Raw genomic sequence first — 14,032 nt, forward strand, 5'->3', positions numbered from 1 at the left:
GGGGCCGGGTACCGGTCCGACGCCCCCGGCCCCGTCCAGGCCGCCCACCGACCCCCAAGAGGCAACGAGTGAAGACCGGCCCGCTCTCGATCGGCCAGCAGCGACTGTGGTTCCTCCACCAGTTCGACCCCGACGACCCCTCCAACAACCTCGCGTACGCCTTCCGGCTGCGCGGCAGGCCGGACGTCGCGGCACTGGAGAGGGCGCTCACCGCGGTCGTGGAGCGGCACGACGCCCTGCGCACCCGGTTCACCGGGTCCGGCGGCGAACCCAGGGCGGTCGTGGAGGACCCGGCCCCGGTCACGGTCGAACTGGTGGACGCCGCCTCCGTCGAGGAGGCCGGACGGATCGTGGCCGCCCGCACGAACACACGCTTCGACCTGGCCGCCGCACCCCCGTTCCGCGTCACCCTGGTACGGCTGGCGCCCGACGACCACGTGCTGTGCGCGGTGCTGCACCACATCAACGGAGACAGCTGGTCCTTCAACGTCCTGTGGGAGGAGGTCGCGGCCCACTACGCGGGCCGGGAACTGCCCGACCGGCCGCTCCAGTACAGCCAACTGGCCGCCGCCCAGGAGCGGCCCGCCGACCTGGACCGGTGGGTCGACCGGCTCTCCGGCGCCCCCGACCTCGACCTGCCGACCGACCGGCCGCGCCCCGCCGAGCGGGGATCCGCGGGCGGCCAGACCGAGTTCCGCCTCCCCGCGGAACTGGTCTCGGGCCTGCGCGACCTGGCCGCACGGGCCCGCTGCACCCCGTACATGGTGCTGCTCGCCGCCTACCAGGTGCTGCTCGCCCGGCACAGCGGGCAGCACGAGTTCTGCGTCGGCACCCCCGCGGCCGGCCGGCGACGCCCCGAACTCGAGCGGGTGGTCGGGTTCCTGTCGACCACCCTGGTGCTGCGCTGCGACCTCTCGGGCGACCCCAGCTTCGCCGACCTGCTGCGCGCCACCCGCAGGAGCGTGCTGACCGCGCTCACCCAGCCCGACACCCCGTTCGAGTACCTGGTCGGGGCCCTCGTCAGGGAACGCGACCTGAGCCGGACACCGCTGTACCAGGCGATGTTCGCCCTGCACAGCGAGGGAGACGCCACCGACCCGCTGCCCGGCCTCGCGGCCGAGCCGTTCCCGCTGGGCTGGCACCCCGCGCGCTGCGACCTCTCCCTCGACCTCTTCGAAGAACCCCACGGCTCGCTGAAGGCCTACCTGATCCACAGCAGCGAGCTGTTCGACCCCGCCACCGCCCTGCGGATGTGCGAGCGCTACCGGCACCTGCTCACCTCCGTCGTCGCGGACCCGCAACAGACCGTCGGACGCCTGGAGTTGCTGCCCCCGCAGGAGCGGGCACTCCTGCGTTCCTGGAACGGGACCGCCACCGAACTCCCGGAGCAGACGCTCGTCGACCTGGTGCTGGCCCAGGCACGTGCCACACCCGACGCCGTGGCCGTGGTCGACGCGGACACCCGGACCACCTACCGGCAGCTGGCCGGCGCGGCCGCGGGACTCGCCCGGCGGCTGGGGGAGAAGGGCGTGGGCCCCGGCGCGCTGGTCGCGGTGCGCAGTTCCCGCCGGGCCCAGATGATCGTCGCCCTGCTCGGCGTGACCATGGCCGGCGCCGCCTACGTGCCCGTCGACCCGGACTACCCGCCCGCCCGCGTCACCTACGTGACCGAGGACTGCGGCGCCGCCCTCGTCCTCACCGACGCCGACCTCGACGACGTCCTCGACCCCGAAGCGGCCGCCGACCCCGCAACCGCCCGCCGGCCGGCGCCGTCCGACACCGCCTACGTCCTCTACACCTCCGGGTCCACCGGCAACCCCAAGGGCGTCGTCGTCCCGCACCGGGCCCTGACCAACTTCCTGCTCGCCATGCGCACCCTGGTCGGCAGCACACCCGCCGACCGCTGGCTCGCCCTCACCTCCCTCTCCTTCGACATCTGCGCCCTCGAGCTCTACCTGCCGCTGATCACCGGAGGCCGGGTCGTCGTCGCCGACGCCGACACCGCCCGCGACGGCGCCGCCCTCACCCGGCTCCTGCGCGCCGAACAGGTCACCCACGTCCAGGCCACCCCGTCCGGCTGGCGCGTGCTGCTCACCGGCGACCTGCCACCGGTCACCGCCCTCACCGGCGGGGAACCCCTGCCGTCACGGCTGGCCGCCGAACTCCGCGGCCGGGTACGCCGGCTGGTCAACATGTACGGCCCGACCGAGACCACCATCTGGTCCACCGCCTGGGAGGTGCCACCGCACCCGGAACGCGTCAGCATCGGCACCCCCCTCGCCAACACCACCCTCCACGTCGTCGACGAGGCCGGCGCCCCGGCGCCCGTCGGCGTGCCCGGGGAACTGCTGATCGGCGGCGCCGGGGTCGCCGACGGCTACCTCGGCCGCCCCGAACTGACCGCCCGGCGCTTCGTCGACCACCACGGTGAACGGGTGTACCGCACCGGTGACCTGGTCCGCCGGCTCCCCGACGGCGCCCTGGAGTTCCTCGGCCGCACCGACGACCAGGTCAAGCTGCGCGGCCACCGCATCGAACTCGGCGAGATCGCCGCCGTGCTCGAGACCCACCCCCGGGTACGCCAGGCGGTGGTCGGGGTCGGCGACGAACAACTGGTCGCCTTCCACGTGAGCGGCCCCCAGGCCCCCGGACAGGACACCGGCCGGCTCGCCGCCGAACTGCGCGAACACCTCGCCGACCGGCTCCCCGGCTACATGGTGCCCACCCGCTGGGTCGCCCTGACGGAGCTCCCGCTCACCCCCAACGGGAAGGTCGACCGCAAGGCACTGCCCTACCCGCGGCCCGCCGCACGCGCCACCGGGGGCCGGCCGCCGGGGACCGGTAACGAACGACTCGTCGCCGCGGTCTTCGGCGAGGTGCTGGACCTGGAGGACGTCCGGGCCGACGACGACTTCTTCGCCCTCGGCGGCCACTCGCTGCGCGCCGCCATGGTCACCGCGCGCCTCACCGCCCGCACCGGCGCCCAGGTCGCCGTGAGCGAACTCTTCCGGCGCCCCACCGTGGAGGCGCTCGCCGCCCTGCTCGACGCGGCCCGCCCCGGCACCGACGCCGACACCGGGCCCCGGCCCCTGCCCGCCGGCAGCCCGGCCCCGCTCTCCCACAGCCAGGAACGCCTCTGGTTCCTCCACCGGCTCGACCCGCACGACGCCGCCTACAACATGTGGATCGTCCACCGGCTCCACGGCCCCCTCGACCAGGACGCCCTCCAGCACGCCCTCGACGAACTCACCGCACGGCACGACATCCTGCGCACCCGCTTCCCCGAGACCGACGGAGCCCCCACCGCCGTCGTCGAACCCGCCCGCCCCGTCCCCCTGGAACACCTGACCGCCGCCGACGACCGGGCGGCCCTCGACGCGGTCGCCGCCCGCACCAACGCCCCGTTCGACCTCTCCACCGCGCCACCGCTGCGGGCCGCCCTCATCCGCATCACCCCCGACGACCACGTCCTGTGCCTGGTCCTCCACCACATCCTCGGCGACGGCTGGTCGCTCGACCTGCTCCACGACGAACTCGCCGCCCTCTACTCGGGCCGGCGACTCGCCCCCGTCCCCCTGCAGTTCGGCGACGTCGCCGCCTGGCGGCGCGACCGCGACACCACCGGCGCGCTCGCCCACTGGCGTGCGCACCTCGCCGACCCCACCCCCCTGGACCTCCCCACCGACCACCCCCGCACCCCCGTACCCGCCCGACGCGGCGCCCTCGTACCGATCCGGCTCGACGCCCGGGAGACCGACGCCCTCGTCACACTCGGCCGCGACCACGGCTGCACCCTCTTCATGGTGCTGCTCGCTGCCTACCAGACCCTGCTCGCCCGGCACACCGGCCACCACGACATCCTGGTCGGCACCGCCACCGCCGGCCGGGAACGGCTCGAACTCGAACCCGTCGTCGGCTACCTCACCGACGTCCTGGTCCTGCGCGGCGACCTCTCCGAAGACCCCCACCTCGCCGAACTGCTGCGCCGCACCCGTGCCGACGTCCTCGGCGCCTTCGCCCACCAGGACATACCGTTCGAGCAACTGGTCGCCGAACTCCGCGTGGAGCGCGACCTCACCAGCACCCCGCTGTTCCAGACCATGGCGATCCTGCACAACCAGCAGACCCACCGCCCGGCCGACGCCTTCGCCGGCCTGCACAGCACCCCCTTCGAACACGGCTTCCAGCAGGCCAAGTTCGAACTGATGATGGAAGCCTGGCACGACGGGGACGAACTGGTCGTCACCCTCGTCCACGACAGCACCCTGTTCGAGGAATCCACCGTCAAACGGATGGCCGAGCGCTTCGGACGGCTCCTGCGCTCCCTCCCCGACCACCAGGACACCCCGCTCTCGGCCCTCCCGCTGCTCACCCCCGAGGACACCACGGCCGTCCACGGCCCGCCCCTGCCCGAGACCACCCCCACCGTCCCCGAACTCCTCGCCCGCGCCGTTCGCGAACACCCCGACCGCGTCGCGATCACCTGCGGCGACCAGCACCTGACCTACCGCCGGCTCGACGCCCGCGCGACCGAGATCGCCGCCGGCCTCCCGCACGGCGCGGTCGTCGGCATCCGCATCGGACGGCACCCCGACGCCGTCGCCGCCATGCTCGCCGCCTGGCGCGCCGGCTCCGCCTACCTCCCCCTCGACCCCGACTACCCCGAGCAGCGCCTCGCCCACATGACCGAGGACAGCGGCGCCCGCGTCGTCCTGACCCCGGACGGGCCCCGGTCCCACCCCGGCACCACCGACACCGACGCCGCCTACGTCATCTACACCTCCGGCTCCACCGGCACCCCCAAGGGCGTGGTCGTCGGCCACACCGCCCTCGCCGCCCGGGTCGCCTGGATGCGCGAGGCCTACCGACTGCGGCCCACCGACCGGATCGTGCAGTTCGCCGCCCTGAGCTTCGACACCCACGTCGAGGAGATCTTCCCCGCGCTCACCTGCGGCGCCCGCGTCGACCTGCTCCCCGACGGCGCCGTCACCCTGCCCGAACACCTCGACGGCGTCACCGTCCTCGACCTCCCGACCGCCTACTGGCACCACCTCGTCGAGGTGATCGACGACATCCCCTGGCCCGACACCCTGCGCCTGGTCGTCCTCGGCGGCGAACAGGTCCACGAAACCGCCGTCACCCGCTGGCGCCACAGGTTCGGCGACCGGGTCCGGCTCGTCAACACCTACGGCCCCACCGAGGCCACCGTCATCTGCACCGCCGACGAACTCACCGGCGAGCCCACGACCGGCCGGCCCCCCATCGGACGGCCCCTCGGCGGCACCAGCGCCCTCCTCCTCGGCCCGCACGGCGAGCCCGTCCCGCCCGGAACCCCCGGCGAACTCTGCGTCGGCGGCGCCGGCCTCGCCGACGGCTACCTCGGCCGGCCCGAACTCACCGCCGAACGCTTCCCCGTCATCGACGGACAGCGCCACTACCGCACCGGAGACCGCGCCCGGCTGCGCCCCGACGGCCGCCTGGAGTTCCTCGGACGCCTCGACGACCAGATCAAACTACGGGGCTTCCGCATCGAACCCGGCGAGATCGAGGCCCACCTCGGCGGCCGCGGAGCCGTCGCCGTCCACGGCGAGACCCTGGTCGGCTACACCGCCGGAGACCCGGGAGACCTCCCCGGCGAACTGCGCGCCGTCCTCCCCCCGCACCTGGTGCCCACCACCTGGGTGCGCCTGGACGCCCTGCCCCTGACCCCCAGCGGCAAGCTCGACAGGGCCGCGCTGCCCGCACCCCTGCGCACCCAGGAGTGGACCCCACCCCGCACCGACGCCGAACACCTGGTCGCCGAGGTGTACGCCGAAGTCCTCGGCACCCCCCGGGCCGGAGCACTGGACGACTTCTTCGCCCTCGGCGGCCACTCCCTCCTCGCGGTCAAGGTGATCGCACGGCTGCGCGCCGCCACCGACGTGGACCTGCCCATCCGCACCCTCTTCGACCAGGGCACCGTCGAAGGCGTGGCCCGGGCACTCGAGGACCGGCTGCTCGCCGAGATCGACGAGCTCTCCGAGGAGGAAGCCGCCCGGCTGCTCGCCGAGCAGGCCCCCTGACCTGCCGTACCACCGCCACGGCACCCGCACCGCACCCCCGGCACCGCACCCCCGGCACCGCACCCTCAGCACCGCACCCCCGGCACCACACCCCGCAGTACCCGTCGCAGGAAGGAAGCGCGCATGACCAGGGACGAGATCAGACAGCGGCTCGCGGAACTCGTCGCCGAGTCCTCGGACGGCGACATCCCCGCCGAACGGGCGCTCCACACCGGGACGCCGCTCTCCGCACTGGGCCTCACCTCACTCTCCCGGATGCGGCTGATCGACGCGGTGGAGTCCGAGTACGACGTCGAACTCGACCTCGACGAGCGGAACTGGAAGCTGCTCGACGACCTCAGCGCCCTCGCCGCCCACCTGGAGAACCGGTGATCATCCCCTTCACCGGGCCGTCCGACGGCACCGGCCCGCTCACCTGGGGCCAGCTGGCGATCTGGGACGCCATCGAACGCACCGCCCCCGACGACCACTACTTCAACTTCGGCCGCGTCCTGGAGGTCCCCGGCGAACGCACCCCCGACGAGGCGGCCGCCGCGCTCGCCGCACTGCTGGGCACCCACGACTCCCTGCGCACCCGGCTGGACCTCACCGGGGACCACCCGCGCCAACGGCTCGCGGCGGGCGGCGAACTGCCGGTGCTGCTGTCCACCGAGGACCCCGGGAAACTGCTCGCACAGCTCTCCGCCACGCGGTTCGACTACGGCGGCGAGTGGCCGCTGCGGGTGGCCCTCGTCACCGACGGGCCCCGGGTCACCCACATCGTGCTCGTCTTCTGCCACCTCGCGGCCGACGGGCTCGGCGCCGACGTCGCCGTCCGCGACCTGCGGATGCTCCTGCTGCGGGGCGCCGCCACCACCGGCCGGCCCCCGGCGCCCAGCCCCCTCGACCTCGCCCACTGGCAGGCCGGCCCCGAAGGCCGACGCGTCGCACGACGCGCCGCCGCCCTCTGGGAGAGCGTCCCCCACCAGGTGATGTTCGACCGGAGGACCGCACCCGCCGACCCCGCCGACCCCGCCGACCCCGCCGGTCCTGCCGGTCCTGCCGACGGGCCACGGGTGTGGCGCGCCCAGCTGTCCTCCCCGGCACTGGGCCTGGCCGCCCGAGCCGTCGCCGCCCGCCACCACACCTCGACCTCCACCGTGCTGCTGACCGCGACCGCCGCCCTGGTCGGCGCGGCCACCGGGCAGGACCGGTGCGTCGTGCTGCCCATCGTCCACAACCGCTTCCGCAAGGACACCGCACGCATGGTCAGCATGGTGTCGCAGGAAGGCGTCTTCGTCCTCGACGGCGCCGACCGCGGCCTGGACACCCTGGTGCGAGCCGCCGGCTCCGCGACCCTGAGGGCCTACCGCAGCGCCTTCCACGACCCGCTCGACCGGCTGCGCGGCGACTGGGTACAGCCACTGTGCTGCTTCAACGACCAGCGCTTCGCCGAACCGGGCCCGGCCCCCTGCACGCCCGAGGACATCCGGGCGGCCCTCCCGGCCACCACCCTGTCCTGGCCGCTCAGCCAGGACAGACTCAACTGCCGCTTCTGCGTCCACATCGGCGGCGACCTGGAGGTCTCCGTCACCGCCGACACCGACCACCTGCCACGCCCGCAGATGGAACGCTTCCTGCGCGACCTCGAGTTCCTGCTCGCCGTCGAGGCCGGCGCATGACCGTCACCGCCTACGCGACCAGCACCTCCTGCCCGCAGGGCTCGCCCCTCAGGTTCCGCCTGGACGCCCCCGGCCCGGTCCCCGTCACCGTCACCGACGCCACCGACGGCCGACAGGTCCTGCGGAGCACCGCCACCGGACCCTGGTGGGACCTGGACGTGCCCGCCGACTGGACCAGCTCCCTCTACACCGCCCGCTTCGGCGACCTCCCCGCGACGACCCGGCCCCGCGAACTCCCCGGCACCCCGGAACCCGCGGACCACGAGGTGTGGTTCGTGGTCCGCGAAGCCGTCCCCACCGCCCCCGTCCTGGTCAGCGTGCCCTTCACCACCTGGCAGGCGTACAACCGCGCCGGAGAACCCGGCCAGGGCCTCTACTGGACCGAGGCGCCCACCCGGGCCAGGCGGGTCACCTTCGACCGCCCCGGCGGCGGACCCCCGCCGGAGCGTTGGGAGGAAGGCCTGATGCGCTGGCTGCGCACGGCCGGCTACCAGGTCGCCTACTGCTCCAACCTCGACCTGCACGACGGCCGCGACCTGCTCGCCGGACACCGGCTGCTGATCGTCAACGGCCACGACGAGTACTGGTCGGCCGACATGCGAGACGCCGTCGAGGAGTTCGTCCGCGACGGCGGCAACGCGGCCTTCTTCTCCGGCAACACCGCCTGGTGGCAGATCAGGCTCGAGGACCGCGCACGCACCATGGTCTGCCACCGCGACGCCCTCGGCGACCCCGAGCCCGACCCCGCCCTGAGCACCGTCGAATGGTCCGCCACCGGCCGACCCGAGAACAGTCTCACCGGCCTCAGCTTCCGCGCGGGCGCCGGCATCTGGGGCCCCCACATGGCACGGATGCTGGACGAGGCGTACACCGCGCGCTTCGCCGCCCACTGGGTCTTCGAAGGGACCGGACTCGGCGACGGCGACAAGTTCGGCCAAGGCACCCTCGGCTACGAGACCGACGCCGCCGAGTACCGCGACATCCTCGGCGTACCCCGCGTGACCTGCCACGACGGCACCCCGCCGTCCTTCGTGGTGCTGGCCACCGCCGACCTCGCGCACTGGAGCGCCCACGGCCAGGGCGGCATGGCCACCATGGGAGTCTTCACCAACGGCGCCGGCACCGTCTTCAACGCCGCGACCGTCAACTGGGGCCACGCCCTGGACGATCCCGTCGTCGACCGGATCACCCGCAACGTCCTCGACCGGCTCTCCACCGCCCCGCCCGAGTGGGAGGTGATCGGCGACGCCGCCGGCCTGCGGACACTCGCCGCCCAGGGCCGCACCCTCCACGGCGTCAGCCACGACGACCGGCTGCTCAGCCGTGAACTGTGCGGCCAGAACCTGCCGTGGCAGCCCACCGGGCCCGGCGGGGGAGTGGTGGCCCTGGCGGCGCCCCGGGAGGCGGCGGGCGACGTGGCCGGCTGCCTCCACGGGGTGACGGCCGACGGCAGGCTGCGCCGCCTGGACCACGACGGCTGGCACGACCTGTGCCCCGCACCGCGCGACGCGATCGGCCTGGCCGTCGCCGACTGCGCGTTCCACCTGCTCACCGCTTCCGGCGAGCTGTGGACACGGCCCTTCGCCCCACCGGGCGTCTGGGAGCGCACCGCCGCGGGGATACCGGCCCGCGGCCTCGCGGCGGCCAACGGCAGACTCTTCGCCCTGCACCCCGACGGCACGCTGCTCAGCCGCCTCCCCACCGACCCCCACTGGACGCCGTTCGCCGAAGCCCCCGCCGTCCGCGCCTTCACCGCACACGCCGGCTGGCTGATCACGTCCGGCGACGACGAACTGCTGCGCCGCCGCCCCGTCCGGCGCCCGCCCCGGCCGAGGTGACCTGGGCCGGAGGCCCCGGGAACGGACGGATCCGGCGCCCGTGCCCGCCACAGGCGCCGGCCGCACGCCTCCCGGGCGCCCCCGTCAGGGCCCCGACGGCACCGACCGCCCCGACCGCACCACGCGGAAGCCCACGTCGTCGATCCGGAAGGAGGGATGGCTGCGCCGCCGCACCGACGCCCGGCAGCTCCAGTGTTCGTCGGCCCAGCCGCCGCCCCTCAGCACCCGGTAGGCGCCGTACACCTCGGCGTCGTAGACGTCCCAGCACCAGTCCCAGACATTGCCCAGCATGTCGTGGAGGCCCCAGGCGTTCGGCCGCCTCCCGCCGACCGGTCGCATCCGCCCCGCCGAGTTGTCCCGGTACCAGGCCACCTCGTCCAGCGGTCCGTACCGGGGACCCGTCGTGCCGGCGCGACAGGCGTGCTCCCACTCGGCCTCGGTCGGCAACCGATACCCGTCCGCGGCGGTGTCCCAGGTGACCGGCCCGAGCGGCCCTGCCGGTCCGGCCGACCCGGTCGCGTCGGCCGACCGGGTCGCGTCGGCCGCGTCGCCGTCGGACAGGAGACCGTACGCGGGCGTCAGCCCCTCGCTCCGGGACAACGCGTCGCAGAACCGCACCGCGTCCCACCACGAGACGCCCTCGACGGGCAGCAGGTCACCCCGGGCCGTGCTCGGCCGCAGACCGGTGACCTGCGCGTACCACCCCTGGGTGACCGGGAACGCCGACATCAGGTATGGCGCGACCTCGACCGGCCAGCTGCGCAGCGTCCGTCGGTCCGACAGCACCACCCGCCCCGGCGGCACCGCGACCATCGTCCCCACCCGAGCCCCGTCCACGACAGGCACCTTACGCGGCGACGCCGCGCCGCGCCGCCCTCACGGCCCCGGCCGGGGCACCGGTCACAGCGTGCCGTGCGACCCGCCGTGCCGATCGGGAGAGCCGGTCCGCCCGGTCCACCCGGTCCGCCCGTCCTGCCCGTCCCGTCCGGGACGCAGCCGGTCGATCTCGGCGAGCACATGGGCCACGTGCGGCCGCACCCGCCCCCGCAGTTCCTCGCTCCAGCTCTCCTCGTCGTAACGGCAGTTCAGGTAGAGATCGCGGGCGTGCCGCAGGACCGGGCGGTGCTCGGGGGGAAGTTGGGCCAGCGCCCAGCCGGCCGCGCCGTCCTTGGACCGCACCCGGCCCGTGGCGAGCGTGGTCCACACACGGGCGAGGGTCAGCAGGACGTTGCGGACGTCGTCCTCCAGGTCCTCGACCAGGCCGGGTACCCCGGCCAGGCTCGCCCGTACGACGTCGGCGTGCGGGACGGCGTCGAGGACCTCGGCCGGTCCCGGACCGGTGAGGGGACGGTCACCGGCCAGCGCCATGCCGACCGTCAGCGCCAGGTCCGGCATGGCCTCCGGCCGGGGAACCCGCCCGGCCTCGTACGCGGCGCGCAGCCACTCGCCGTAGAGGAAGTCAACGACCGGCGGGTACCGCCACGGCCGGACCTCGGACCGGACGACCACCGTGAGCTCCACCGGGCGCGCCCGGTTCCGGGAGCCGGAGATCCCCAGCAGCCCGCCGAGCAGGGCCCGTCGCCGGCGTTCGTCCATCGACCTGCGGGAGACGACCAGCACGTCGACGTCGCTGGCCGGTCGCAGACCGCCGAGCACGGACGACCCGTGCAGGTAGGCCCCGACCATGTCCGGGCCCAGCACACCGTCCGTCAGCCGCACGATCTCCCGCACCAGATCCACTGCGCCAGCATCCTCCGTCGTCCCCGTGGCCGCACGCGATTTCCCACCGGCTTCCGCCGCCGCCCGTGCGGACCGCTGCCCTCACTTCGCCGTCGCCGTCGGGGTCCTGTCCCGGGGGCCGGTCCCGGCCCGGCCGGGACCCACGCACCCACGCGAGCGGCGTCAGACGCTCAGCTCCACCGACAGATGCCCCGACAGCGCGCCCAGGAAGTCCACCGCGTCGAAGATCTCGCCGGCGGAGGCGACACCCGTCGTGCGGACGCGGCCGGACAGGACGCGGTCCAGGGCCTCCACCACGAGAGGCGCCGTCACCGCGTAGATGTCCTGTCCCTGCGCCACGGCGCGGCGCTCGGCCCCGCCACGGCGCACCACGGCGTCGACGAGGAAGGTCTGGTCCGAGCGTCCCCGTCCGTCGGCCGGGGAGGCCACCGGCGCGGGCGTGTCGGGGGAGGCGATGTCCTCAGCGGCCCGCACGGTCATGTACGTACGGACGTCGGGGACGTCGAGGTGGCTCGGCACCGTGACGATGTCGGCCATCGAGAACTCGCCGATCACCTCCCGCGGCCCCATCGGCTCCGGGAACTGCCAGGTGAGCCGCGGAGAGGCGTCGTCCCGGTACTCCAGGCGGCCCGCGGCGTAGCGGACCCGGCGGCCGCCCCGACGGCGGCGGGAGACCGCCCCGGCCTCGCGGGTGCCGGCGGTCGGGTGCCAGCTGTCGAGGCCGTACGCGATGTGGACCTCGTCCGCGGAGGCCCAGTCACCGAGGGCGGCGGTCACCAGCAGGTCGCCGAGACCGCCGTAGAACGCCATGGCGGGGACCACCACCGCGCCGGCCGCCCGGGCGCGCTCTTCGAAACGGTCGAAGGTGTCGGCGTTGGCCTCGATCTCGGCGGCCACGTCGAGGTACGGGACGCCCGCACGCAGCGCCGCCTCGACGACGGGCCCGGCCGTGTCGGCGAACGGGCCGGCGCAGTTGATCACGGCGGCGGTCCCGGCCAGGGCGCGATCCAGGGCGGCCGGATCGTCGACGGCGGCGGGTCGCGCCTCCAGCCCGCCCTCGGCGACGGCGAGCGCCTTGAGTCGCTCGGCGTTCCGCCCGCTGAGCACCGGGACGAACCCGCGGGCCAGCAGTTCGGCCACCACGAACCGGCCGGTGTGCCCGTACGCCCCGAACACCGCAACCTCACGCATGTGTCTCTCCTCCGTAGCTTCGTGTGCCTGCGGCAGTCATCCTGCGGCAGCGGATCATCGGAACGTGAGTGTCCCGAACGACACGACCCGTACACTTCCGGACATGGACCGGACCGTGGCGGTGGCCGTCACCGACGGCATGCTCAACTTCGAACTCGCTCTGGCCCTCGAGGTGTTCGGCAGCGCGCCGGCCGCCGTCGACGGCCCCTGGTACGAGGTCACCGTCTGCGGCCCGCGGCCGGTCGGCAGCGGCCGCTTCCTGCTCGCACCGGATCACGGCCTCGACCGGCTGCCGGACGCCGGCACCGTGATCGTGCCGGGCTGGGCCGACATCGACCGGCCTCCGCCGCACGACCTGGTGGACGCGGTGCGCGCGGCCCACGAGGCGGGCGCCCGCGTGGTGTCCCTCTGCACCGGCGCGTTCGTGCTGGCGGCGGCCGGGCTGCTGGACGGCCGGCGCGCCACCACGCACTGGGCCCACACCGAGGAGCTGAAGTCCCGCCACCCGCTGGTCGAGGTCGACCCGGACGTGCTGTACGTGGACCACGGCAGCGTGCTGACCTCCGCCGGGAAGGCCGCCGCGATGGACCTGTGCCTGCACCTGGTGCGCCAGGACCGGGGCTCCGGGGTCGCCAACGCGGTCGCCCGCCGGCTGGTCGTGCCACCCCACCGCGACGGGGGCCAGGCCCAGTTCGTCACCACGCCGGTGCCCGCCCCCGAGAACCACCCCCTCGCCGACCTCCTGCCGTGGGCGCTCGAACGGCTGGACCAGCCGCTGACCGTGGAGGACCTGGCCCGGCGCGCCGGGATGAGCTCGCGCCACCTCACCCGTCACTTCCGGGCGGTCAGCGGCACCACCCCGCTGAGGTGGCTGCTCACCCAGCGCGTCCGCCACGCCCAGGAACTCCTGGAGACCACCGCCGACAGCGTCGACTCGATCGCGGCGGCCACCGGCATGGGTACGGCCACCACCCTGCGCCGGCACTTCCACCGCACGGTGGGCGTGCCCCCGGACACCTACCGGCGCACCTTCCGCGCGGCAGGCCACTGACCCCGGCCCGACCCGCGCATCGAGGAGGCCGACCCGCCCCTCACGCGGCCGACCCGCCCCTCACGCGGGTGACCGAGCCCTGACGGGGCCCGCCGCTCCCGCTCCGCACCGCAGCCCGTCCCGTCCCGGAGAACCGAGGCCGAGCCCCCTCGCGGGCGCCTCAGGCGGACGCCCGCTCCTGCCACGCGGTGTCCTCGGCGCACGCCGCCGCCAGCTCGTCCAGGGACACGTCCAGCGCTGCCGCCAGCGCCGCCACGGTGAAGAAGGCCGGGGTCGGGGCCCTGCCCGTCTCGATCTTGCGGAGCGTCTCCGCCGAGACGCCCGCCGCCGCGGCCACGTCCGCCATGCTCCGCCCGCCACGCGCCCGACGCAGCAGCGCGCCGAACCGTTCGCCGCGTTCCCGTTCCCACGCCGTCAGAGGAGTTCGCACCATGACCGTGATACTAATACCGGTATAAGTATTGGGTCACGTCGTGGTGGGGAGTCACA

At 74.6% G+C, this 14,032-nt stretch carries 9 protein-coding genes; 5 read left to right on the forward strand and 4 right to left on the reverse strand.

What is annotated here, in order from left to right; all coding sequences use genetic code 11:
- Positions 1-68 precede the first annotated feature (68 nt).
- The 4 genes from GBN72_RS07180 to GBN72_RS34580 all read left to right on the forward strand — a co-directional run bounded on the left by GBN72_RS07180 (position 69) and on the right by GBN72_RS34580 (position 9,561).
- On the forward strand, positions 69-6,062 hold the full coding sequence (locus tag GBN72_RS07180) for a non-ribosomal peptide synthetase (protein ID WP_151770725.1): 5,994 nt from the start codon (positions 69-71) through the stop codon (positions 6,060-6,062).
- A 123-nt stretch (positions 6,063-6,185) separates the two neighbouring features.
- The gene (locus tag GBN72_RS07185) at positions 6,186-6,434 is read left to right on the forward strand and encodes an acyl carrier protein (RefSeq protein ID WP_151770726.1); all 249 of its coding nucleotides are present in this window, start codon (positions 6,186-6,188) and stop codon (positions 6,432-6,434) included.
- Complete coding sequence (locus GBN72_RS07190; protein WP_164540424.1) at positions 6,431-7,723, forward strand: condensation domain-containing protein; 1,293 nt, start codon at positions 6,431-6,433, stop codon at positions 7,721-7,723. The genes GBN72_RS07185 and GBN72_RS07190 overlap by 4 nt, the downstream gene beginning before the upstream one ends.
- Positions 7,720-9,561: a N,N-dimethylformamidase beta subunit family domain-containing protein gene (locus tag GBN72_RS34580; RefSeq protein WP_246212290.1), complete on the forward strand. Its 1,842-nt coding sequence runs from the start codon at positions 7,720-7,722 to the stop codon at positions 9,559-9,561. The genes GBN72_RS07190 and GBN72_RS34580 overlap by 4 nt, the downstream gene beginning before the upstream one ends.
- A gap of 84 nt (positions 9,562-9,645) precedes the next feature.
- Here the strand turns inward: GBN72_RS34580 and GBN72_RS07200 are convergent, their stop codons facing one another.
- The 3 genes from GBN72_RS07200 to GBN72_RS07210 form a co-directional block, all read right to left on the reverse strand.
- A complete protein-coding gene (locus GBN72_RS07200; RefSeq protein ID WP_151771003.1) occupies positions 9,646-10,374 on the reverse strand; it encodes a formylglycine-generating enzyme family protein in 729 nt (242 codons plus the stop codon).
- Between the two features lie 87 nt (positions 10,375-10,461).
- On the reverse strand, positions 10,462-11,301 hold the full coding sequence (locus GBN72_RS07205; protein WP_246212292.1) for an aminoglycoside adenylyltransferase domain-containing protein: 840 nt from the start codon (positions 11,299-11,301) through the stop codon (positions 10,462-10,464).
- A gap of 162 nt (positions 11,302-11,463) precedes the next feature.
- A complete protein-coding gene (locus GBN72_RS07210; RefSeq protein WP_151770727.1) occupies positions 11,464-12,492 on the reverse strand; it encodes a saccharopine dehydrogenase family protein in 1,029 nt (342 codons plus the stop codon).
- A 103-nt stretch (positions 12,493-12,595) separates the two neighbouring features.
- Here GBN72_RS07210 and GBN72_RS07215 point away from each other — a divergent pair, with 103 nt between their 5' ends.
- Positions 12,596-13,543 carry a helix-turn-helix domain-containing protein gene (locus GBN72_RS07215; RefSeq protein ID WP_151770728.1) on the forward strand — a complete coding sequence of 316 codons (948 nt, stop codon included), beginning with the start codon at positions 12,596-12,598 and terminating at the stop codon, positions 13,541-13,543.
- A gap of 160 nt (positions 13,544-13,703) precedes the next feature.
- Here the strand turns inward: GBN72_RS07215 and GBN72_RS07220 are convergent, their stop codons facing one another.
- On the reverse strand, positions 13,704-13,976 hold the full coding sequence (locus tag GBN72_RS07220) for a helix-turn-helix domain-containing protein (protein ID WP_151770729.1): 273 nt from the start codon (positions 13,974-13,976) through the stop codon (positions 13,704-13,706).
- Positions 13,977-14,032 lie beyond the last annotated feature (56 nt).

The sequence above is a fragment of the Streptomyces abyssomicinicus genome (genome assembly GCF_008974245.1).
Lineage (GTDB): Bacteria > Actinomycetota > Actinomycetes > Streptomycetales > Streptomycetaceae > Streptomyces > Streptomyces abyssomicinicus.